Origin of the sequence: Aeromonas sp. 603404 (genome assembly GCF_049171775.1) — a bacterium.
GTDB lineage: Bacteria > Pseudomonadota > Gammaproteobacteria > Enterobacterales > Aeromonadaceae > Aeromonas > Aeromonas veronii_A.
In genome coordinates this window covers 331,170-353,814 of record NZ_JAAKPE010000002.1, presented here as the reverse complement: position 1 = coordinate 353,814, position 22,645 = coordinate 331,170, and the positions used below count along the sequence as shown (strand labels likewise).

Annotated in this window: 21 protein-coding genes; 13 read left to right on the top strand and 8 right to left on the bottom strand. The window is 60.7% G+C overall.

Features of this window, described 5'->3' with window-relative positions; all coding sequences use genetic code 11:
* Positions 1-140 precede the first annotated feature (140 nt).
* On the top strand, positions 141-1,853 hold the full coding sequence (locus G5306_RS05515; RefSeq protein WP_266134426.1) for a methyl-accepting chemotaxis protein: 1,713 nt from the start codon (positions 141-143) through the stop codon (positions 1,851-1,853).
* 77 nt (positions 1,854-1,930) lie between these two features.
* Here the strand turns inward: G5306_RS05515 and htpX are convergent, their stop codons facing one another.
* The 5 genes from htpX to bioB all read right to left on the bottom strand — a co-directional run bounded on the left by htpX (position 1,931) and on the right by bioB (position 6,740).
* Positions 1,931-2,803 (bottom strand): protease HtpX, encoded by an 873-nt coding sequence (gene htpX, locus G5306_RS05510; protein WP_069527876.1) that lies wholly within the window; start codon positions 2,801-2,803, stop codon positions 1,931-1,933.
* A 110-nt stretch (positions 2,804-2,913) separates the two neighbouring features.
* Positions 2,914-3,591 (bottom strand): dethiobiotin synthase, encoded by a 678-nt coding sequence (gene bioD / locus G5306_RS05505; RefSeq protein ID WP_216954191.1) that lies wholly within the window; start codon positions 3,589-3,591, stop codon positions 2,914-2,916.
* 59 nt (positions 3,592-3,650) lie between these two features.
* Positions 3,651-4,466, bottom strand: a complete 816-nt coding sequence (gene bioC / locus G5306_RS05500) for a malonyl-ACP O-methyltransferase BioC (RefSeq protein WP_421312523.1) — start codon at positions 4,464-4,466, stop codon at positions 3,651-3,653.
* Positions 4,459-5,655 (bottom strand): 8-amino-7-oxononanoate synthase, encoded by a 1,197-nt coding sequence (gene bioF / locus G5306_RS05495; protein ID WP_421312522.1) that lies wholly within the window; start codon positions 5,653-5,655, stop codon positions 4,459-4,461. Before bioF ends, bioC begins: the two co-directional genes overlap by 8 nt.
* On the bottom strand, positions 5,652-6,740 hold the full coding sequence (bioB, locus tag G5306_RS05490; RefSeq protein ID WP_421312521.1) for a biotin synthase BioB: 1,089 nt from the start codon (positions 6,738-6,740) through the stop codon (positions 5,652-5,654). The genes bioF and bioB overlap by 4 nt, the downstream gene beginning before the upstream one ends.
* Before the next feature lie 193 nt (positions 6,741-6,933).
* Here bioB and bioA point away from each other — a divergent pair, with 193 nt between their 5' ends.
* Together bioA and G5306_RS05480 are read left to right on the top strand one after the other, a co-directional pair.
* Positions 6,934-8,208, top strand: coding sequence for an adenosylmethionine--8-amino-7-oxononanoate transaminase (gene bioA, locus G5306_RS05485; protein WP_042055582.1), 1,275 nt, complete (start codon positions 6,934-6,936; stop codon positions 8,206-8,208).
* 176 nt (positions 8,209-8,384) lie between these two features.
* On the top strand, positions 8,385-9,197 hold the full coding sequence (locus tag G5306_RS05480) for a HAMP domain-containing protein (protein ID WP_216979127.1): 813 nt from the start codon (positions 8,385-8,387) through the stop codon (positions 9,195-9,197).
* A gap of 23 nt (positions 9,198-9,220) precedes the next feature.
* Here G5306_RS05480 and G5306_RS05475 read toward each other — a convergent pair whose 3' ends face one another.
* Complete coding sequence (locus G5306_RS05475) at positions 9,221-9,571, bottom strand: hypothetical protein (protein ID WP_216979128.1); 351 nt, start codon at positions 9,569-9,571, stop codon at positions 9,221-9,223.
* 194 nt (positions 9,572-9,765) lie between these two features.
* On the opposite strand from G5306_RS05475, the gene asnS reads away from it, so the two are divergent.
* From asnS to G5306_RS05455, 4 genes are all read left to right on the top strand, one after another.
* Positions 9,766-11,166 carry an asparagine--tRNA ligase gene (gene asnS / locus G5306_RS05470; protein WP_421312520.1) on the top strand — a complete coding sequence of 467 codons (1,401 nt, stop codon included), beginning with the start codon at positions 9,766-9,768 and terminating at the stop codon, positions 11,164-11,166.
* A 110-nt stretch (positions 11,167-11,276) separates the two neighbouring features.
* Complete coding sequence (locus G5306_RS05465; RefSeq protein ID WP_216979130.1) at positions 11,277-12,032, top strand: substrate-binding periplasmic protein; 756 nt, start codon at positions 11,277-11,279, stop codon at positions 12,030-12,032.
* Between the two features lie 374 nt (positions 12,033-12,406).
* Positions 12,407-13,750, top strand: a complete 1,344-nt coding sequence (locus G5306_RS05460) for an anaerobic C4-dicarboxylate transporter (RefSeq protein ID WP_005337916.1) — start codon at positions 12,407-12,409, stop codon at positions 13,748-13,750.
* A 173-nt stretch (positions 13,751-13,923) separates the two neighbouring features.
* On the top strand, positions 13,924-14,580 hold the full coding sequence (locus G5306_RS05455) for a hypothetical protein (RefSeq protein ID WP_421312519.1): 657 nt from the start codon (positions 13,924-13,926) through the stop codon (positions 14,578-14,580).
* A 138-nt stretch (positions 14,581-14,718) separates the two neighbouring features.
* Here the strand turns inward: G5306_RS05455 and G5306_RS05450 are convergent, their stop codons facing one another.
* The gene (locus G5306_RS05450; RefSeq protein WP_421312518.1) at positions 14,719-15,858 is read right to left on the bottom strand and encodes a M20 family metallopeptidase; all 1,140 of its coding nucleotides are present in this window, start codon (positions 15,856-15,858) and stop codon (positions 14,719-14,721) included.
* Positions 15,859-15,992: 134 nt separating this feature from the next.
* Positions 15,993-17,369 (bottom strand): C4-dicarboxylate transporter DcuC, encoded by a 1,377-nt coding sequence (dcuC, locus tag G5306_RS05445; protein ID WP_005350454.1) that lies wholly within the window; start codon positions 17,367-17,369, stop codon positions 15,993-15,995.
* Positions 17,370-17,654: 285 nt separating this feature from the next.
* Between dcuC and G5306_RS05440 the strand changes: the two genes are divergently transcribed.
* The 6 genes from G5306_RS05440 (at position 17,655) to G5306_RS05415 (ending at position 22,621) form a co-directional block, all read left to right on the top strand.
* Positions 17,655-17,969 (top strand): hypothetical protein, encoded by a 315-nt coding sequence (locus tag G5306_RS05440; protein ID WP_005337929.1) that lies wholly within the window; start codon positions 17,655-17,657, stop codon positions 17,967-17,969.
* A gap of 318 nt (positions 17,970-18,287) precedes the next feature.
* Positions 18,288-18,638, top strand: a complete 351-nt coding sequence (locus G5306_RS05435) for an ArsC family reductase (protein WP_005337930.1) — start codon at positions 18,288-18,290, stop codon at positions 18,636-18,638.
* Between the two features lie 19 nt (positions 18,639-18,657).
* A complete protein-coding gene (dapE, locus tag G5306_RS05430; protein ID WP_421312517.1) occupies positions 18,658-19,785 on the top strand; it encodes a succinyl-diaminopimelate desuccinylase in 1,128 nt (375 codons plus the stop codon).
* Positions 19,782-20,471 carry a M15 family metallopeptidase gene (locus G5306_RS05425; protein WP_005359341.1) on the top strand — a complete coding sequence of 230 codons (690 nt, stop codon included), beginning with the start codon at positions 19,782-19,784 and terminating at the stop codon, positions 20,469-20,471. The genes dapE and G5306_RS05425 overlap by 4 nt, the downstream gene beginning before the upstream one ends.
* Entirely contained in the window at positions 20,468-20,614 is a 147-nt protein-coding gene (locus G5306_RS05420) for a hypothetical protein (RefSeq protein WP_005337933.1), read from the top strand. Before G5306_RS05425 ends, G5306_RS05420 begins: the two co-directional genes overlap by 4 nt.
* A 279-nt stretch (positions 20,615-20,893) precedes the next feature.
* Complete coding sequence (locus G5306_RS05415; protein WP_421312516.1) at positions 20,894-22,621, top strand: potassium/proton antiporter; 1,728 nt, start codon at positions 20,894-20,896, stop codon at positions 22,619-22,621.
* Positions 22,622-22,645: the final 24 nt, after the last annotated feature.

Sequence of the window (22,645 nt, the reverse complement as noted above, 5' to 3'; positions counted from 1 at the left end):
GTCTCTTTCTCGCCCCGCCTGCGCAACCATGCCGACGATGACTTCTATACTCACAGCAATAACAACAAAACCCCTCCGACGTAGCGGCCTTTGCCGTCTGACCAAGGGGGTTACCCGGTGAGAATAAGGACGCTCAAACCATGGAACAGAACAAACCCGCCTTTCAACTCAACCTCTTGCTCTCCGTCATCACCCTGATCCTGCTGTCACTGGTGTTTTTCGCCTACAGCTGGGCGGGTAAACAACTGGAAGAGAGTTATCGACAACAATATCTCTCCTACCTGCTGGCCGACGAGCTGCGCCAATCCTCCGATGACCTGACCCGACTCGGTCGCACCTACGTCATCACCAAGGATCCAGCCTACGAGCAGCAGTACATGCGGATACTGGCCATTCGCAACGGCGAACAGCCGAGACCGGATGGCTACAACCGTATCTATTGGGATTTTGTCGCGGCCAACGGCCAGAATCCTCGCCCCGACAGCAATGTTCGCCGCGGCCTGATCGATCTGATGAAGGATGCCGGTTTCACCGATGCTGAACTCGCCAAGCTCAACGAGGCCAAGAACAACTCGGATGCACTGGTCAACACCGAGGTGGCTGCCTTCAAACTGGTGCAGCAGACGGACGGTGATCTGGCCGCCAACCAGCAGAAGGCCATCGCCATGATGCATGACAAGGCCTATCACCAGAACAAGGGTCGCATCATGTCACCCATCGACGATTTCTACGTGATGATGGAGGGGCGCAACCAGGAGGCGGTCGAGAGTGCCACCGCCAATACCGACATGCTGCGCTACCTTTTTATCGCTCTGGGCCTGGTATTGATGTTCTTCCTCTGGCGCACATATCGCTCCCTGCTCGATCTGGTGGGCACCTCGGTCGAACAGCTCAAGACCGACCTCCATCTGCTGGCAGAAGGGGATTTCTCCCGCCCCATCAAGGTGCCCCAAGGCTCGAAAGAGAGTCTTATCGGCCTGCTTGGCACCACACAGAGCACCCTCAAGGGGATCATCGGCAAGGTATCCCACTCCACCGAGGAGTTGTCCAATTCGGCCGACAGCATCGCCCAGATAGCGGAGCAGACCGCCCAGTTCGCCACCGATCAGCAAACCAGTACCCAGACCATGGCCGCCGCCATCGAAGAGCTGGTGGTGAGCATCAGCCACCTCTCCGACAATGCCAGCCATGCAGACGAGCTCAGCAAGGTCTCAGCCGACACGCTGGAGGAGGGCTCCGGGGTCATCAAGGAGACGCTTGGCAGCATCGAGAATATCTCCACCACGGTCGGTGAAGCAGCCAGCACCATCGCAGAACTCAACAGCCATACCCAGCAGATCTCGGAGATCATCGGCGTTATCCGCGGCATCGCCGATCAGACCAACCTGCTGGCCCTCAACGCGGCTATCGAGGCGGCGCGGGCCGGTGAGCAGGGACGTGGCTTTGCGGTGGTGGCCGACGAAGTACGCAATCTGGCCAGCCGCTCGGCGGCCTCGACCCAGCAGATCACCGGGATGATCAGCAAGATCCAGAGCGGGGCGGATGCCTCTATCCGCAGCATGGAGAACACGGTCAACAACGTCTCCCGCGGGGTCACACTGGCCAACCAGACCGGGCAGGCAATCGCCAGCATCCAGAGCCACGCCTCCAATCTCACCGGTCTGATGGGAGAGATCAGCCACACCCTGCGCGAGCAGTCCACCGCCGCCAACGAGGTGGTCTCTACCGTCGGCAACATCACCTCCCTCTCGGAACAATCGGGGGACGCAGCCCGCCACGTGTCCCAAGAGGCAGCCAAGCTCAAGCAGCTGTCACGGGTGCTGCGCCAGGAGATGGGGCACTTCAAGCTTTAAAGAAGGCTGCAAAACAAAACGGCTGCCCCAAGGCAGCCATTTTTTATTCGGGGTTATCCCCTGTCATTCAGTATCTATCAACCACGCAGGGCGGCGATACGCTGCTCGATGGGCGGGTGGCTCATGAACAGTTCGCTCATGGAGCGCTTGCCGTTGATGCCAAAGGCCATCATTGAGCCTTCCAGCTGCGGCTCGGCACCGCGGGAAAGGCGCTCAAGGGCGGCAATCATCTTGTCGCGACCGGCCAGCTTGGCGGCACCGGCATCGGCACGGAACTCGCGCTGACGGCTGAACCACATGACGATGATGGAGGCCAGAATGCCGAACAACATCTCCAGCACAAACACGGTGATCATGTAGGCAAAACCACCGGTGCTGCTGCTCTCTTCCTCGTTGTTGGAACTGAAGAAGTTGCTGATGACGCCAGCCACGATGCGGGCGAAGAACATCACGAAGGTGTTCACCACCCCCTGGATCAGGGTCAGGGTCACCATGTCGCCGTTGGCAACGTGGCTCACCTCGTGGGCCAGTACCGCTTCCGCCTCGTCACGGCTCATGCTGTAGAGCAGGCCGGAGGAGACCGCCACCAGCGAATCATCGCGGCGGGCGCCGGTCGCAAAGGCGTTCATCTCGGGAGAGTCGTAGATCCCCACTTCCGGCATCTTGATACCCGCTTCGCGGGCCTGACGGGCAACAGTGCTCACCAGCCAGTGCTCGGTCTCGTTACGGGGTTGCTCGATGACCTGGACGCCATAGCTGCGCTTGGCCATCCACTTGGACATCAGCAAGGAGATAAAGGAACCCCCAAAACCGAACACGGCACAGAACATCAACAGCCCGGAAATGCTGGACTTGTTGATCCCCAGAACCGAGAACAGGATATTGAGTACCACCCCCAGCACCAGCATGACGGCCAGGTTGGTCACCAGGAATAGCATAATTCGCTTCATATAGACTCCTTGTGAGAATTAAAGACACGGAGAGAGATCACTCGACCTCCCTATCTCCATGTTATGGATGAATTTTAGGGAGACTCGATGAATGTTCGCTGAATGTGACGTCACAAGAGCGGAGAGATATCAAGCCGCCCCTGCAAATCAGCTTCAAATGGATTGTTTATAAAGGGAATTTCCCCCAGAAACGGGGCCGGTAACATCCCCCTCAGGGTGTCCAGATTTTCCTGATAGTGGCTCATGGCACTGTGAAGGCGATTAATAACCCATCCCGCCACTGGCAACCGATCGTTGCGAATGGCAGCAAAGGTGAGCAGTGCATGGTTGAGACAGCCCAGTTTGGCCCCCACCACCAAAATCACCGGCATGTTCTCCTGCTTGACCCAATCCGACAGCAGATGCTTGCGATCGAGCGGCAAATACCAGCCCCCTGCCCCTTCCACTACCGCCAGTTCGGCCCCGGCCTGTTCAATCTTGCGCAGCCCCTCGCTCAACCCCTGCATGGTGATGGGCTGGCGCGCCTCGCTGGCGGCAATGTGGGGCGCAATCGGTGGCTCATAAGCGAACGGATTGACCACCTCATAGGGCAGCGGCAGGCTCGCCGCCTCCTGCAACAGAACGGCATCCAGGTTGCGCAGCCCGTCCGGGGTGCGGGCACATCCGGCAGAGACCGGCTTGTAGCCCGCGCACTTGATTCCCTGTGCGCTGAATTCGCGCAGCAGGGTACGCGCCACCAGTGTCTTGCCCACATCGGTATCGGTGCCGGTGATAAAGAATGATTTCATACGGTTCTCTCCTTGGCAGGGCCCATTGACTACCCTGCACACAATACGATTCCCGGCGCTCAACGAGGCTTGCTAAGACGGCCGAGGCACACCCGATAACTGGCGACCAGCCTGCCATCGGGCTGGCGAAACGCCTCATACGCCTGCGCCAGCTGCTGCAATCTGGCGCGACCGCTCAGACCGGCCGGGGCGGCACTCCCCTGATTGTCATTGATCTGATTGGCCCCAATCCCCTTGAGATCGCGCAACAACTGCGGCAATTCAAGATAGGCGAGATCCCAGGTGATACAACGCAGCTCGGGAGCAGATACCCCGGCGCTCGCCAGCGCCTGCTCCAATTGTGGCAGGCTGAGGAAGCGATTGACATGGGCGCGACCATCAAGCTGCTGCCAGGCGGCTCGCAACTGCCAGAGCGACTCATCGAGCAGGGTCGAGAAAAAGATCTGGCCGCCCGGTTTGACCACTCGCAGCAACTCGCCAAAAGCCTGGGCCGGACGCTCGCACCACTGCAACGCCAGACTGGAGAAAACCCAGTCGAACGCGTTATCGGCGAAAGGAAGCTGCTCCGCATCGCCGCAGAGCAGGCGAGCACCGCTGTCACGCAAGGCGGCCTGCGCCAGCATGCCGGGGGCAAGATCCAGTCCCACCAGCTGATGACAACGGTTCGCCAGTTGGGGCAAGAAAAAGCCGGTGCCGCAGCCCAGATCCAGCCCGCTCACCGTCAGATCAGTGCCAACCGGCCTGCTCGGCATCCATTCCAGCAACGCCTGCCCCACCTCCTGCTGAAAGCGGGCATGGGCATCGTAATGACGAGCGGCGGCGCCAAAACGGCGAGCAAGTTGCGCCTTGTCGACCGTTTGAAAACGCTCAGCCATAGTGAGTCTCCCCAAGCGTTGTAACTGCAGGGCAGACCCCCAAGGCATCGAGCAGGCGATCCACATCCTGCTCGCGGTGAGCCGCGCTCAGGGTAATGCGCAGCCGGGCCGTACCGACTGGCACCGTGGGCGGGCGGATGGCGCTCACCCAGACGCCGCATTCGCGCAGCCGTTCTGCCAGTTGCAGGGCAACACTGCTCTCTCCCACCTGCAGCGGCTGGATCGGGGTATCGCTCGCACCGAGTTGCCAACCCAACGCCTCTGCCCCTTGCCGGAAGCGGGCGATGAGCTTACCAAGATGGGAGCGGGCCTCATCGGCGGCACGCACCAGCTCGATGCTCTTGCTGACTGCGCAAGCCTGCGCCGCCGGCATATGGGTGCTGTAGACATAGTGGCGGGCGAAGTTGACCAGATACTCCACCAGCTCGCGGCTGCCGCCGACAAAAGCGCCAGCCACACCAAGCGCCTTGCCAAAAGTGCCCATCTGGATGTGTACGCTGGCCGGATCTACCTCCTGCGCCGCCAGAGTGCCGCTCCCCTCGGGCCCCATCACGCCGAGACCATGGGCATCGTCGATCATCAGCCAGTTGCCGCTCCGGGCGGCGAGGGTTGCGAGCTCACCCCAGGGGGCCTGATCCCCGTCCATGCTGAACACCCCTTCCGAGACAATCAGTCCGCGATTGGGCTCAAGCTGCCGCTCAAGGGCCTCCATGTCGTTGTGGGCAAAGCGCTTCATCTTGCAGGGAAGCTGGCTGCCCATCTCCTGCAGGGAGGCGTGGTTGAGTTTGTCCTGCCACAGCAGATGCTCCTTGCCGAGCAGCGCTTTGAGCACCGCCTGATTGGCCGAAAAACCGCAGTTGAACAGCAGCACCGCCTCCACCCCGAGCCACTCGGCCAGGGTCTCCTCAAGCTGTTGGTGGGCACGGCTGTAACCGGTCACCAGCGGCGAGGCGCCGGAGCCCGTGCCATAACGCTCAATCCCCGCGTTGAAGGCGGCCTTGATGGCGCCGTGATCCGCCAGTCCCAGATAGTCGTTGGCGGAAAAGTTGAAGTATTCGCGCCCTGCAACCCTGAGCCGCCCGCCACTCGCCCCGTCGGTCGCGATGCGGTTGCGCAGCAGACCCACCTGCTCGCGCTCGGCCAGCGCCGTGCCCAACACAAAGGGGCCCGTTACTGCTGGGCCAGTCATGACCGCACGACCCCTGCTCGGGGGCGGGTGGCGTCATAAAACATTTCGGCAGGTTCACTCTGGCGGCTCACCTCGGCCAGCAGCTCCTCTTCTTGAACCTGATCCGGCTTCTGGGCCCGCTGGGCGGGACGAATGCCGAGCCGCTTGAACAGCTGCATGTCGCTGTTTTCGTCCGGGTTGGGGGTGGTCAGCAGTTTGCAGCCGTAGAAAATGGAGTTGGCCCCCGCCATAAAGCACATGGCCTGCATCTGCTCGTTCATCTTTTCTCGCCCGGCGGAGAGACGCACATGGGAGGCGGGCATCATGATCCGCGCCACGGCGATGGTGCGGATAAATTCGAACGGATCGAGGTTCTCCTCGTTCTCCAGCGGCGTCCCCTTTACCTTGACCAGCATGTTGATGGGCACACTTTCGGGGTGACGGGGCAGGTTGGCCAGCGCCATCAAGAGGCCCGCCCGATCTTTCGCCTGCTCGCCCATGCCGACGATACCGCCGGAGCAGACCTTCATGCCCGCGCCGCGCACATGCTCCAGGGTATCGAGCCGGTCCTGATAGGTGCGGGTGGAGATGATCTCGCCGTAGAACTCCGGCGAGGTGTCGAGGTTGTGGTTGTAGTAATCGAGCCCCGCGGCCCCCAGACGCGCCGCCTGATCGGCGGTGAGCATCCCCAGGGTCATGCAGGTCTCCATCCCCAGCCCCCGCACCTCCTCGATCATCCGGATGATGTAGGGCATGTCCTTCTCTTTGGGGTTGCGCCAGGCGGCCCCCATGCAAAAGCGTGACGAGCCGTTGGCCTTCGCTTCACGGGCCCGCTCCAGCACCTTCTCCACCTCCATCAGCCGCTCGGCTTCGAGCCCGGTGTGGTAACGGGCGCTCTGGGGGCAGTATTTGCAATCTTCCGGGCAAGCGCCGGTCTTGATGGAGAGCAAAGTACTCACCTGCACTTCATTCGGGTCAAAGTGGGCGCGGTGGACGGTCTGGGCCTGAAACAGCAGATCGTTGAACGGCAGGGCAAACAGGGCCTGAACCTCGACGAGAGTCCAGTCATGACGAAGGGCGTGACCGCCCGCTGTGAGAGCATTCATACATGGCTTCCGGTTGTTATTAGTGGGATCCTGCGCCCGCCATCTTGGGATGGACGGCCACAAAACCCGCCGCCGGGCCTGCGCGCTCAGGGTGATGCGCAGTGCCAAGTGGCTGAAATTGTTGGCTAGTGTAGAGAGCACGCGTAGACTGTCAACACCGACCAGATCAAACCAATTGACAATAGAACAACAAATGACCAACCAAGAATTCGACCTGCACCACATCTGGCACCCCTATACCTCCCTCACTCACCCCCTGCCCTGCTATGAAGTGGCCAGCGCCAAAGGGGTGAAGATCACTCTCAGCGATGGCCGCGAACTGGTGGATGGCATGAGCTCCTGGTGGGCTTGCGTGCACGGCTATCAGGTGCCGGAGTTGGACGCCGCCGCCACTGCCCAGCTCGGCAAGATGTCTCACGTGATGTTTGGCGGCCTCACCCACGCCCCGGCGGTCGAGCTCTGCCGCAAGCTGGTGGAGATCACTCCGAAGGGGCTTGATCGGGTATTTCTGGCCGATTCCGGCTCGGTGGCAGTGGAAGTGGCGCTCAAGATGGCCCAGCAGTACTGGCACGCCAAGGGGACGCCCAGAGCCAAATTTGTCGCCCTGCGCAGCGGCTATCACGGCGACACCTTTGGCGCCATGAGCGTCTGCGATCCCGATGGCGGCATGCATGAGCTCTACAAGGGGTTTCTGCCGGAACACTATTTTGTCGATGCGCCCAGCTGTCGCTTCCACGCCGAGTGGGACGAGCAGTGCGTGGTGGGGCTGGCGACACTCATGGCCGATCATCACGAGGAGATCGCCGCCATCGTGCTTGAGCCCATAGTGCAAGGCGCTGGCGGCATGCGCTTCTATCACCCCCGCTACCTGCAGTGGGTGCGCGCCCTGTGCGACGAGTTCGGTGTGCTGCTGATTGCCGACGAGATTGCCACCGGCTTTGGCCGCACCGGCCAGCTGTTTGCCTGCGACTGGGCGGGGATCAGCCCCGACATCATGTGTCTGGGCAAGGCGCTTACCGGCGGCTACCTCACCCTCTCGGCGACCCTGACCACCGAGCATGTCGCCCGCATCATCTGTGACGGCAAGGCCGGCGTCTTTATGCACGGCCCCACCTTTATGGGCAACCCGCTTGCCTGCGCGGTGGCCAACGCCTCCATCGAGTTGCTGCTGACCTCACCTTGGCAGGAGCGGGTGCGCGCCATCGAGCATCAGTTGCGTACCGAGCTGGTAGAGCTGACCCTGCACCCGGCGGTCGCGGATGTGCGAGTGCTCGGCGCCATCGGGGTGGTGGAGATGAAAGAGCGGGTGGATGTAGCGCGCATCCAGCGCAAGTTTGTCGAACTGGGCGCCTGGATCCGCCCCTTTGGCAAGCTGGTCTACCTGATGCCCCCGTTCGTCATCACCCCTGAAGAGCTGCGGGTATTGACCGGCGCCATCCGTCAGGCCATCACCGAAGGCGAGTTTTAAGGCATGCAGCGGGCGGCCATCGCAGCCGCCCGTTTGACTACCAGCATTTGATATATAAAGAGGGCAACTTTATCCACTTCAGTGCAGTTTCACTTGCCGTAATGTGAGCAAAACACCAGACCTGAGGCCCCAAGAGGGGTAAACTGCTGCGGTTTTACCATCAAGAAAGACTGCTCATGCGCCTCTCCATTGCTGCCAAAATCAACTTTTTCCTGCTCTTCATCTTCTCCATGGTACTGGTCTTCTCCGCAGCCTATCAGGCGGTGCGCGAGCGCGATCTCATCCTGACCCTCATCAAGGAGCAGAGCCGCGAGCAGACCGAAGCCTATTTCGACGGCCTCAACATGCTGATGCTGACCGGCAAGATGGATGCCCGCGATACCCTGCGCGGCAAGTTTCTCGACCACGCCCATGTGGAGGATGCCCGCATCGTCCGTGGCGACGCGGTGAGCAAACAGTTCGGGCCTGGACGGGAGACAGAGCAGGTAAAAGATGAGTTTGATGAGCTGGCTCTGGCGGGCAAAGGGAGTCTGGAGGTGGTGCACAACGGCATGCACAGCCGTCTGGTAGTGACCCGACCGCTACTAGCCAAGAAGGATTTTCGCGGCACCGACTGCACCAGCTGTCATCTGGTGCCGGAGAACACTGTGCTCGGTGCGGTGCGCTTTGACTACTCCCTCGATTCGCTGTTTACCCGGGTCGAGCAGAATATCCTCACCTCGGCGCTGATCCTCACCGGCATCTTCGGGATGGGACTGCTGCTGACCCTCTGGGTCATCCGCACCTGGATCGTGCGCCCCCTCAACCAGTTGACCCGCTCCATGGAAGAGGCCACCGACTTGCACGACTTCGGCCACCGGCTGGAGGGGGATGACGGCGACGAGATTGGCCGGGTGGCGGTGGCCTACAACCAGATGCTCGACAGTGTGGAGCGCCAGCTCGGCAAGCGACCGCTCGGCGGCAAGCCGGGAGCTCGCCCTGGCGAATAGCGGACCACACCGCCCGGCATCGGCTAACCGGTGTAATAGAACAGCAGACAAGCAATAAGGATCAGCAGCAGGATCGCCAGATTGACGTGATAGGCATCATCCCTGCGCCGACTGCGCCGCCGCTCCAGCAGCAGTACAGCCAGGGTCAGCAAGCTGCAACCCCACAGGCCATGCACCAACCAGGGAGTGAGTGCGGGATCCCAGTAATCGCGTACCTTGATGCCGCCGTAAACCAGAAAACCATATGCAATCTCCGGCCTAGCATAGTGATAGAGCGCAAGCAGCACGATAAAACCGCACCAGCAGATCAGCACCATTGCTCGCAACAGTCGTGTCAGCCAATCCGGCCCTTGTCGCCGCTCTTTCACTCGCATCTCCTGTCCCGAGGGAACCCTGCTTGGGTGAACCATGCTGAAAACCCCACCAGAGTCCGACATTTTTGCTTGTTTATCAAACCCGCGCGGGTAAGATTGACGGCTTAGTCTGCCATGGTGGGCCATCTGTGCCCGGGCCAGACTCCCTAGTGTTGCAAATAGCGCTGCAAGAACAAGCTGGAGACAATATTTCGATGACGCACGCATCCGTAGTTGATGTGCTGACCGGTAAATATGCGGTTGGCACCACCCTGACTGTACGAGGGTGGATCCGGACTCGCCGTGATTCCAAGGCGGGGATCTCATTTTTGGCCATTTCCGATGGCTCCTGTTTCCATCCGGTACAGGCCGTCGTCCCCAATACCCTGGCCAATTACGAGAATGAAGTGCTGCGTCTGACCACCGCCTGCTCCGTGGAAGTGACTGGCATCATCGCCGAATCCCAGGGCAGCGGCCAGGCTTTCGAACTGCAGGCCACCGATGTGAAGGTCGTCGGCTGGGTCGAAGATCCCGATACCTACCCGATGGCCGCCAAGCGCCACAGCATCGAGTACCTGCGTGAACAGGCTCACCTGCGCCCGCGCACCAACATCGTGGGTGCCGTGACCCGGGTTCGCCACTGCCTGGCGCAAGCTATCCACCGCTTCTTCCACGAAGAGGGCTTTGTCTGGGTTGCGACCCCGCTCATCACCGCCTCTGATACCGAAGGGGCCGGCGAGATGTTCCGTGTCTCTACCCTGGATCTGGAAAACCTGCCGCGTACCGACGCCGGCAAGGTGGACTACAACGAAGATTTCTTCGGCAAAGAGGCCTTCCTGACCGTATCCGGCCAGCTGAACGCCGAAACCTATGCCTGCGCCCTCTCCAAGGTCTATACCTTCGGGCCGACCTTCCGCGCTGAAAACTCCAACACCAGCCGTCACCTGGCCGAGTTCTGGATGGTTGAGCCGGAAGTGGCCTTCAACAATCTGGAAGATAACGCCGCCCTGGCCGAAGCCATGCTGAAGTATGTCTTCAACGCCGTCCTGACCGAACGTCGCGACGATCTGGAGTTCTTTGCCCAGCACGTAGACAAGGATGCCATCGGCCGTCTGGAGCGTTTCGTCGCCTCCGACTTCGCCCAGATTGATTACACAGATGCCATCGAAGTGCTGAAAAACTGCGGCAAGAAGTTCGAGTTCCCGGTCTCCTGGGGCATCGATCTCTCCTCCGAGCACGAACGCTATCTGGCCGAGGAGCACTTCAAGTCTCCGGTGGTGGTGAAGAACTATCCGAAAGATATCAAGGCCTTCTACATGCGCCTCAACGACGACGGCAAGACCGTTGCCGCGATGGACGTACTGGCACCGGGCATCGGCGAGATCATCGGTGGTTCCCAGCGTGAAGAGCGTCTGGACGTGCTGGATGCCCGCCTGGCCGAGATGGGCCTGAACAAGGAAGATTACTGGTGGTATCGCGACCTGCGTCGCTTCGGTACCGTGCCGCACTCCGGCTTCGGTCTGGGCTTCGAGCGTCTGGTGGTCTACGTGACCGGCATGGGCAACGTCCGCGACGTGATCCCGTTCCCGCGAACTCCGCGTACCGCCGAGTTCTGATCAGCGGCATATTGCCACTACATTGCAAAAGCCGTCCTCAGGGTCGGCTTTTTTATTACCCCCGTTATGGGTAATACTCAGAACCAATCGACACAAGGAATGGGTCGTTCATGGGATATCGTCGGCTTCTGACACTCTTGCTGCTCTGGCTCCCCCTGCAATTGCGGGCAGAACCCGTGCACCTGACCACCCTGGAGTGGCCCCCCTATACCAGCCAGCATCTCCCTGATGGTGGCCTTACCGGCCATATCGTCAAGCGTGCATTTGCCGAAGCGGGGCTGGAGGTTCAGTTTGACTTCTACCCCTGGCATCGAGCCATGTTGCTGGCATCCGATCCCGCCCAGCACTACAGCGGCTACTTCCCCAAATACTTCGCCGATGATCTGGATAAACGGTGGCATATTTCCACCAGCGTGGGCAGTAGTGTGCTGGGCATGGCGCAGCAAGCCGGCCCCCCTATCCACTGGCAGCGACTCGAAGATCTCGCTTCCTACCGGATTGGGGTCGTCGCAGGTTATATCAATACCCGTGAATTTGATGCCCTGATGGCCAGCAAGCGCCTCAACACCTTTGCCGTGGACGACGATCACCTCAACCTGCGAAAATTGCAGCGCGACCGGCTCGATCTGGCCGTGATCGACCGGGATGTTTTCTACTGGCTCACCTATCACGATGACAAACTCCACCCCGAACAGCTGCAGTTCAACCCGAAGATCCTCGGGTACAAGAGCCTGCACATCATGTTCCGTCCCGATCAACAGCAACTGCAACAGCGAGTGAACAATGCGCTAGCCAGACTCGATATCAAGCAGCTGAGCGAACAGTATCAGCGTCGCTATCTGCTATCAGCACCCGCCCCCCGATGAGCAGAGTCGCAGAACACCCCATTTGTCAAAAAAGATATCTTTAACCCGTGTTTTTACAGCCTCTTCTCCCCTGACCCGGGCCTTTTTCCACAACTTCCTTACCAACGCATTCCCCATCACAACGCCTCTGGTTGCACTCTGATGGGCTGGCCCCGAGTGATACCACTTGGTGACAAAAATGATGTTTTTGTTAGTACGTGGTTTTTAAGTGGTTTAATCAAAAATTCATCGAGTTATTGAAGTAACTCAATTTTTTCACTTTTTCAGGGGAGCAGAATAGCAACTAACCCTTTCGGGCTAAATAAAACAGACAATGACAATTCATGGTTCAGGCTACCCGCGGCAATATGGGTTGAATCACACGAGGTAACGGAATGATCTTGATGGAATTTTTAGTGGTACTCGGCTGCTTGCTGCTGGGTACCCGCTTTGGGGGCATGGGACTCGGTCTCATCAGTGGTATCGGTCTCTTCCTGCTGACCTTCGTCTTCGGCCTGGTGCCGGGCGAACCGCCTGTTCAGGTAATGCTGACCATTCTGGCGGTGATCGGCTGTGCCGCCACCCTGCAGACTGCCGGTGGCCTCAACCTGATGATGCAAGTGGCCGAGCGCCTGCTGCGCCGTCACCCGCAATACATCACTATCCTGGCGCCGCTCACCACCTGGACCCTCACCTTCCTGTGCGGTACCGGCCACGTGGTCTACACCATGTTCCCCATCATCGCTGACATCGCGCTGCAGAAGAACATCCGTCCCGAGCGTCCGATGGCCGTGGCCTCCGTTGCCTCCCAGATGGCCATCTGCGCCTCCCCGGTCTCCGTTGCCGTGGTCTCCATGGTCTCCATTCTGGCGGCCGGTCATGGTATCGGTCAGGCTTACGGCCTGCTCGACATCCTGATGATCGCCATCCCCTCCTCCCTGACCGGTGTCATCGTGGCGGCCCTGTGGAGCCTGCGTCGCGGCAAGGATCTGGACAAGGATGAAGAGTTCCAGGCCAAGATCAAAGACCCGGAGCAGCGCGCCTTCATCTACGGTGGTGGCGAGACCCTGCTTAACACCAAGTTCCCGAAAGAGGCCTACTGGTCTACCTGGATCTTCTTCGCCGCCATCGCTGCCGTGGTATTGCTCGGCGCCAACGAAGGTCTGCGCCCGGTATTCACCATCAAGGACAAAACCGGCCCGCTCTCCATGAACCTGGTGATCCAGATGATGATGCTGATCGCCGGTGCCATCATCCTGATGCGCTGCAAGGTCAAGCCGGGCGAGATCGCCAACGGTGCCGTCTTCAAGGCGGGCATGGTCGCCATCTTCTCCGTATTCGGGGTGGCATGGATGAGTGAGACCTTCTTCCAGGCCCACATGCCGCTGCTCAAAGAGACCCTGGCCCATGTGGTACAGGCCCAGCCCTGGACCTACGCCCTGGTGCTGTTCCTCATCTCCAAGCTGGTAAACAGCCAGGCCGCCGCTCTCACCGCCATCGCCCCCATGGGTCTGGCGCTGGGTGTGGAGCCGAAGCTGCTGATCGCCTTCCTGCCGGCGAGCTACGGCTACTTTGTGCTGCCGACCTACCCGAGCGATCTGGCCTGTATCGGTTTCGACCGCTCCGGCACCACCCGCATCGGCAAGTTCATCATCAACCACAGCTTCATCATTCCGGGGCTGATCGGGGTGGTGACCTCCTGCTCGCTGGGCTTTATCCTCACCAGCATCCTGCTCTAATCGCAGCGGCGTTTACCACGCTATTGCAATACAGGCCCCCACTTCGGGGGCCTGCTTTTTTCCCGCTCCGTTACCTCAACCATTTCCCCGCCGCCATTTCCGGACACTATGCCTTTACCTCTGCTCCCGCCGCTGGGTAGCATGCCCCCTCGTTCACCACCGGAATCTCATCCATGTCTCGCGTCATCCTGCTCTGGAGCGGTGGCAAAGATGCCATGCTGGCCCTCTGTCATGCCCGTCAAGCGGGCCATCAGGTGGTGGCACTGGCCACCTTTGCGCCGCCAGAGCCCCGATTTCTCGCTCACCCCTTGCCGCTGGTGCGCCGTCAGGCGGAAGCCCTCGGGCTGCCCCATCTGCTGGTCACCATAGAAGCACCGTTCGATCTCGGTTATGAGCGGGAACTGGCACGGCTCAAGGAGGAGTGGCAACTCGATGGCGTAGTCACCGGCGATATCGACAGCGTGGGCGGCGCACCAAACTGGATCCGCGAGCGCTGCCGCCCGCTTGGTCTCACCGTCCACACCCCGCTCTGGCAGCAATCTCGTCAAGCCTTGCTGGCGGATATGCGGGCGCGCGGCATCGTCGCCCACCTCTCCTGCGTCGATACCCGGGTGCTGGCTCCCGAGTGGACTGGACGCACCCTCGATGCCGCCACCCTCGCCGAGTTACAACAACTGGCCGAGCGCGAAGGCTTCGATGCCTGCGGCGAGCAGGGGGAGTACCACACCATGGTGACTGACGGCCCGGGCTTTGCGGCCCCGCTGCGCCTCGATGGCTGGCTGGTGGCGCGGCAGGATCATCTGGCCTATCTGGCCGAACCACAGGGGTAACAGCCTCAGGCCATCTGGCCAACTCACTCAGCGCGCGAAAAATCGAGATAAAAAAACGGGAGGCAACAGCCTCCCGTTTGGATTTGAGCGGACCAGTTTTGAGCGGGCCATGACGACCCGAACAAGGGATAAACCGGCTTATTTCGCCAGCTTGCTCAGCACCCGCTGCAGCAGGCGGATGCGCGGTTCGATGCTCTCCAGCAGCAGGAACTCCGCCTCCGAGTGGAAGCCGCCGCCCATGGGGCCGAAGCCATCCAGCGACGGCACACCCGCGGCGGCGGTAAAGTTGGCATCCGAGCCGCCACCGGCCTCCAGCCAGTTGAAGGGGATCCCCTCCTCCTTGGCTGCCGCCTCCACCAGCGCCATCAGCGCCTCGGTGTCACCGCTCGGTCGCATCGCCGGCTTGAAGGTCTGGCGATCCACCTCGACCCGACAACCCGCGAGGAAGGGGTTGTTGGCCATAAAGGTGAGCCGGTCGTGCACCGCAGCGGCCTCTTCGTTGCTCCAGAAGCGCAAATCCACGATCGCCTCGGCAAAGTCCGGCACCACGTTAACGCCAGTGCCACCCTGTACCACGCCGACGTTCATGGTGGTGCCCGTGGTCATGTTGACCTGCTCGTTGATGGCCAGTACCCAATGCGCCAGCTCGGTGATGGCGGAGATCCCTTCGGTGAGGGCCGAACCGGCGTGGGACGCCTTGCCGTGGAAGGTGATGCGGTACTTGGCATTGCCCTTGCGGGCGCTGATGAGATCCCCGTTGGGACGGGCTGCCTCGGCCACCAGCACGCAGCCGCTCTGTTTGGCCTTCTCCACCAGCCAATCTTTCGACCAAGGGGAGCCAATCTCTTCGTCGCAGTTGTAGCAGACCAGCACCTTGAGCTTGGCAAGCAATGCCGGATCCATCTCTTTGAGGGCATACCAGATAGAGAGCAGGCCGCTCTTCATGTCCGACACACCGGGGCCAAAGGCTTGATTGCCTTCAATCTTGAGCGGGCGCTTGGCCGCCGTCCCCTCGGGGAAGACGGTATCCATGTGGCCGCACAGCATCACGTCGTAGTGATCGGCACCCGGCGCATTGGTGATCTCGAGGCAGGGGCCGCACTCGGCAGCAAACTGGTGGCGAGTCACCTGCCAGCCGATGGCCTCATATTTCTCGGTCATGATGTCGGCCACCTTCGCTACTCCGGCCGGGGTGCGAGTACCGCAATCGAGGTTGATGAGCGGGGCCAAATCGGCCAGATAGTTATCGAGGGAAAACGGGCTCTTTACAACTGTCATTATCTCCTCCATGCAACAATCAGCGTTGATGGCCGATCGTCTATTGCAACAATGCGACACAGTGAGAAAAAGGCGGGCAGCCATGCCACCCGCCCGACCGGTAAATTCCAAACACCACTACATAACCCACATCACTACATAAACAGCAGATAGTTGAGGGTCAGCGCCGTCACCAGCGCCCCCGCCATCGGCACGCTGGTGCGCTTGACCACGGTAAAGGGCGATACCTTGGCAATCCCCGCACAGGCGATCAGTACCGCTGCGATGGGAGAGACGGTACGGCCGATACTGGAAGCGAGCTGCATCGGCAGCAGCATGGTCACCGCCGGTACGCCAAACTTGGCTGCCACCGCCGGTGCCAGGGTAGAGAAGCTGAGGAACGCCGCATTGCCGGAGCCCATGATGACCGCCGCCACCATGATCAGCGCCACCATCACCAGGGTCATCAGACCGCTGCCGATACCGGCATTGCTGGCAGAGTGCAGCAGGGTATCGATGGCGCCGATGGCCTTGAGAGATTCGGCAAACAGCTCGGCACAGACGATCAGCGCCACCACGGGGCCAAACACCTTGCCCATACCATCGAGGAAGCTCGACAGCCCCGCGAATGCGGTACGCACCGAGCGGCTACGCAGCAGCTCGCACAGCATGCCGATAAAGACCGACAGCAGCATGGCCACCTCCACGCTCATCTTGATGTCGCTCACCAGCAGCTTGGAGAAGGTCATCATCAGCACGAAGGGGATGATCGGCAGCAGGGCATACCAGGTGGGCGCCTGCACGCTCTCGGTGCCCTGTTCGTCCAGCTCGGCGTGATCGCCGCGATGGAGCGCCGGATCCCAGCCATCCTTGCGATCGCAGTGACGCTGCCAGAAGAAGTGCAGCACCATGGTCACCAGCAGCATGGGGGCCACCAGCCAGATCTGGTAGTCGACAAAATAGCTGGTCGGATCCATGCCGGATTGACCGGCGGAGAAGATGGCGTTGGTCTGGGTCGGGCCAATTTCAAACGCCTGTGAGGTGGCGATGACGCCACAGGCGGAGGCCGGGCTGATGCCGAGGTTGCGCATCACCGGATACATGGTGACCATCAACAGCAGGCCAAGGCCGGTAGCGGAGGTGACGAACAGGGAGACGAATACCGCCACCAGATAGCAGATGGAGAGCATCAGGTAGCTGGACTGGATGCCTGCCACCGGTTTGACCGCCACCCGCACCAGCGCCTGGGAGGCACCGATATGGGACATGTAGGTGGCAAAACCCGCCACCGCCATGATGGTGAGGCCGAGGCCCGCCGCGCGGTAGGAGAAGATCCCCTTGAACACTTCGAACAGGTCGAACAGGGCGAAACCGGTGCTCTTGTCAGCGGGGAGAATGGGGTGCAGCCCCAGCCAGTAGGCCACCGCAAAAATGGCCATGCCCGCCAGCGCCAGCACCGCCTGCGGGTTGTAATCCTTGATGATGCCGTAGACCACGGCGACCAGAACGAGCAAGACGAATAAAAGTTCCAATATTCACTCCTGATAAATTTATCGAAGAGCGAAATCTAGTGATCTGACCACTGTTTGCCTTTGATCCCTATCAATAAAGGTGCCGTCACCGTGATTCATTAGCATAATATGTCGGCCATGTAACAATTTTTCGTTATTTCAACTACCGGAAAACCTTTATCACCCCATATCCGGGAATTGTGTGACGCGACTCCCCTCTTTTTTGCGTTGGATCAACATATGACGGCGCCGAACTGGCGAAGATGCGCTTCGACATATAGCGACCATTTCGCGCCGGAGAGAGTTATGACAAGCCAAGCCACCGCAGGTGCTTCGACCTGCGACTACAAGCTGTGGGACATCCTCGTCGAGTCTGCAAAGGAACGCACTACCATTCGTTACTCCAAACTGGCCAAGCAGGCCGGGCTGGAGCAGTGCCAGGATGAACTGCGCACCCTGCTGCAACGCATCCGCATGTACTGCACCGAAAACAACCTGCCGATCCTCTCCGCCATCGTGGTGGACGACGTGGGCAAATACACTGGCCTCTCTTCCAGCCTGCCTGATGCACCTTGGGAACGGGCCCGGGTCTTTGACCATGAGTGGACCACCCTGCACTGATTGAGGTGCTTGATGATGCCGACCAAAACGCGCCCGCTGGCGCGTTTTGGCTATCTGGTGTTTGCCCCCTTCTCTTTTTCTCCTGCAATAGTCGATCTTCTCCCGCAATACCCAACCCCATCGGGCACACCAGCCCCACAGCTTCTGACTTTGTGCTCAAAATCGCCGTTCAGGTGTGACCAGTTCCGGCAAAACCCGCGAGCCGGACCATCGGCGTTGCCATGGGATTGCCACAATGCCAGAATCGGGCACTTGCACTCTGTTGATTCGGATTTTCGGGCGCGGCCACAGCCAGCGCCCACAAGAGAAGGACTCCCCATGGCCATCACCCTCTATGGCATCAAGAACTGCGACACCATCAAGAAAGCCCGCAAGTGGCTGGATGAGGCCGGTATCGACTACCGCTTTCACGACCACCGCGCCGACGGCCTGAACCCGGACGATCTGGACAGCTGGCTGGCAAAACTCGGCTGGGAAGCCCTGCTCAATAGTCGCGGCACCACCTTCCGCGCCCTGCCGGATGAGGCCAAACAGGGGCTCGACACCGCCAAGGCGCGCGCCCTGCTGCTGGAGCACCCGGCCATGATCAAGCGCCCGCTGCTCGACCGTGACGGCGAACTGACTCTGGGCTTCAAGGCTGATCACTACCAATCCCTCTTCTCCCGTTAAGGACAACTAAGGACAACTGATGTCGGATGTCATCGCACTGGCCAAGGATCTGATCCGCCGCCCCTCCGTTACCCCCCTCGATGAAGGGTGCCAGACCCTGATTGCGGAGCGCCTCGCCAGGATCGGGTTCGTCATCGAGCCCATGGTGTTTGAGGACACCACCAATCTCTGGGCCCGCCGTGGCAGCGAGGGGCCACTGTTCTGCTTCGCCGGTCACACCGACGTGGTGCCCGCCGGGCCGCTGGACAAATGGCACACCCCACCGTTCGAGCCGACCATCAAGGATGGTGTGCTCTACGGGCGCGGCGCCGCCGACATGAAGGGCTCGCTGGCTTCTATGGTGGTGGCGGTCGAGCGCTTCGTGGCCGAGCATCCGGATCACACAGGGTCCATCGCCTTTCTCATCACCTCCGATGAGGAGGGGCCCTTTATCAATGGCACCACCCGGGTGATCGACACCCTGGAGGCCCGCAACGAGAAGATCCGCTGGTGCATCGTTGGTGAACCCTCCTCCACCGCCGTGGTCGGGGATGTGGTGAAGAACGGCCGCCGCGGCTCCATCACCGGCGATCTGCTTGTGCGCGGGGTGCAGGGGCATGTGGCCTATCCACATCTGGCTGACAACCCGATCCACAAGGCGGCGCCAGCGCTGGCCGAGCTTGCCGCAACCGTGTGGGATGAGGGCAACGCCTACTTCCCGCCCACCAGCTTCCAGATCGCCAACATCTCGGCCGGCACCGGCGCCTCCAACGTCATTCCGGGCGAGCTGCAGGTGCAGTTCAACTTCCGCTTCAGTACCGAACTGACCGACATAGATATCCGTGAGCGGGTCGAAGCGCTGCTGGATAAACATGGCCTCGATTATCAGCTGAGCTGGACCCTCTCCGGCCAGCCGTTCCTCACCGACACCGGCAAACTGTTGGCAGCGGCGGTCTCCGCCATCGAGGCGGTCAATGGCCAGCAGCCAGCCCTGCTCACCACCGGCGGCACCTCGGACGGGCGCTTTATCGCCCCCACCGGCGCCGAGGTGATTGAGCTTGGCCCCGTCAACGCCACCATTCACAAGGTGAACGAGTGCGTGAAGGCGGACGATCTGGATCTGCTGGCCGACATGTACCAAGGGGTGCTCGAGAGATTGCTGGCATGACGCAGGAACAACTGCTGGGGCTCGACGAGAGCCACCTTATTCTGGTAGGGCGAGGCCCCCATCGGCTGACCGCCGCCACCGCGGCGGCCTTCAACGACATGCAGGTGGCAGCCGCCTATGAGGGGTTCAACCTGCAGGCGGCCTCCAGCTGGCGCAGCTTCGAGCGCCAGCTCGCCATCTGGAATGGCAAGTGGCGCGGCGAACGGCCGCTGCTCGATGCCAACAGTCAGCCCATCGATGCCCTGCAACTAAGCGAGGTGGAGCGGCTGCACGCCATTTTGCGCTGGAGCGCTCTGCCCGGCACCAGCCGGCACCACTGGGGGACCGATCTCGATATCTACGACCCGGACTGTTTGCCTGCCGATACCAAACTGGCACTGGAGCCCTGGGAGTATGAAGCCGGGGGCTGGTTTGCAGATCTCAGCGAGTGGCTCAGCGATCATATGAGCGACTTTGGCTTCTTCCTCCCTTATGCCAAGCCGGTCGGGGCACAGAGCGGTGTCGCCTACGAGCCCTGGCATATCAGCTTCTCGCTGGAGTCCGATGAGCAGCGACTCGATCCCGCGGCACTGGCGCTTTGTCTGCAACAGGCGGATATTGAAGGCAAGTCGACCATACTGGCCAACCTTGATGAAATTTTGGCCCGTTATGTCACCACCTGTCCTGACGAAAGGAAAATCCCATGAATCTCTGGCTGTGGATAGGGTTGCCGCTGCTGTTCCTGCTCGGGCTGTTTCTCAATGCCATCAAAGACATGAAACGGCTGGAGAAGCAGTTGCCCAACTACAAGGACAAGATCCGCGAAGTGAAGGATGACGAAGACGACTGAATCCCGCCCCATCCCTTGGGGAGCGCCCTTGTGCTCCCCTCTCCCTCTGCTGTGCCGTTTCGCTTTTCCCCGCCTTATCCTCCCTGTACATCCTGAAATCGACGCTCCTTTGACTCCGCTTTCGTTAACCCCGTCACAGTCAGAATATGGCGCGGCCATGCTGAAAAAAGGGATGAAAAATGTAAGAAAGTGCAAATTGATGCACAAATAAGCCACACAAGGGGGACCTAACTGCATATAATGTGCCTACTTTGCACATTACCAGGAAGGAGTTCGCCCTTGGATGCCGCTACCATCAACAGTTTCTTTTTTGTCGCTGCCCTGTTGGTGGGAGCCAGCGTACTGTTGAGCGCCCTCTCTTCCCGCCTCGGTATTCCCATTCTGGTTATCTTCCTCGCCGTCGGCATGCTGGCGGGTGAAGATGGACCCGGTGGCATCCACTTCGCCGACTACTCCGTCGCCTATCTGGTGGGCAACCTGGCGCTCGCCATCATCCTGCTCGACGGTGGCATGCGCACCCGGGTCTCCTCATTCCGGGTGGCACTTTGGCCAGCCTTGTCGCTGGCGACGGTCGGGGTGGCCATCACCACCGGCCTGACGGGTCTCGCCGCCGCCTGGCTGTTTGACCTCAACCTGATGCAGGGGATGCTGATCGGCGCCATCGTCGGCTCCACCGATGCGGCGGCGGTTTTCTCCCTGCTTGGCGGGCGCAGCCTCAACGAGCGGGTGAGCGCGACGCTGGAGATAGAGTCAGGCAGCAACGACCCCATGGCGGTGTTTCTCACCGTCACCCTGATCGAGGTGCTCGCCACCGCCCAGCAAGGGCTGGATGGGGGCTTCCTGCTGCTGCAACTGGTCAAGCAGTTTGGTCTTGGCGCCGGGATTGGCCTTGGTGGCGGCTGGCTGCTGTGGCGCCTTATCAACACCGCCCGCCTGGCGCCGGGGCTCTATCCGCTGCTCACCGTCAGCGGCGGCCTGCTCATTTTTGCCCTCACTACTGCCGTAGGCGGCAGCGGCATTCTTGCCATCTACCTCACAGGTCTGTTGCTCGGCAACCTCTCCCTGCGCAGCCGTAGCACAACCCTGTCGGTACTGGATGGACTCACCTGGCTGAGCCAAATCGGCATGTTTCTGGTGCTGGGGCTGCTCGCCTCGCCCCACAAGCTGCTACCCATCGCCCTGCCCGCACTGGCGCTGGCAGCCTGGATGATCCTGTTTGCCCGCCCGGTGTCGGTCTGGATTGGGCTATTGCCGTTCAAGAACTTCGCCCCGCGCGAGCGCTGGTTTATCTCCTGGGTCGGCCTGCGCGGCGCCGTGCCCATCATTCTGGCGGTGTTCCCCATGATGGCGGGACTGCCCAACGCCCAGCTCTACTTCAACGTCGCCTTCTTCGTAGTGCTGGTTTCGCTGATTTTGCAGGGCAGCTCGCTACCGCTGGCCTCAAAACTGGCGCGGGTGGAGGTACCGGCACCGCCGTCGCCCATCAACCGCTCCGGGCTCGAGATCGATCTCGACAGCCAGTGGGAGACCTTCGTCTACCAGCTTGGGGAGGAGAAGTGGTGCATCGGCTCGCCACTGCGGGATCTGCAGATGCCCGCCGGCACCCGGATCTGCGCCCTGTTTCGCGGCCGCGAGCTGCTCCACCCCTCAGGTAGTACCTGTCTGCAGGCCGATGACATCCTCTGCGTGATCGGTCACGAACGTGACCTCCCCGCCCTCGGCCAGCTCTTTAGCCAGGCGCCGGAGCAGGATCTCGGCCCCCGCTTCTTCGGTGACTTCCTGCTGGAAGCAGCCGCGCGGCTGGTAGACCTCGCCCCTCTCTACGGGCTGGATGTGAGCGAGGTGGCGGATCAGACACTGGGTGATTTTATTGCCAGCCAGTTGGGCGATAATCTGGTGGTCGGTGACAACATCGAATGGCAGGGCCTGATCTGGACCGTGGCCGAAATGGACGAGAGCGTACCAAGCAAGATCGGGGTGCGCTTTCAGGAAGAGGACCCGGTCTGACCGACCGTCCCGTATCAAGTCCCC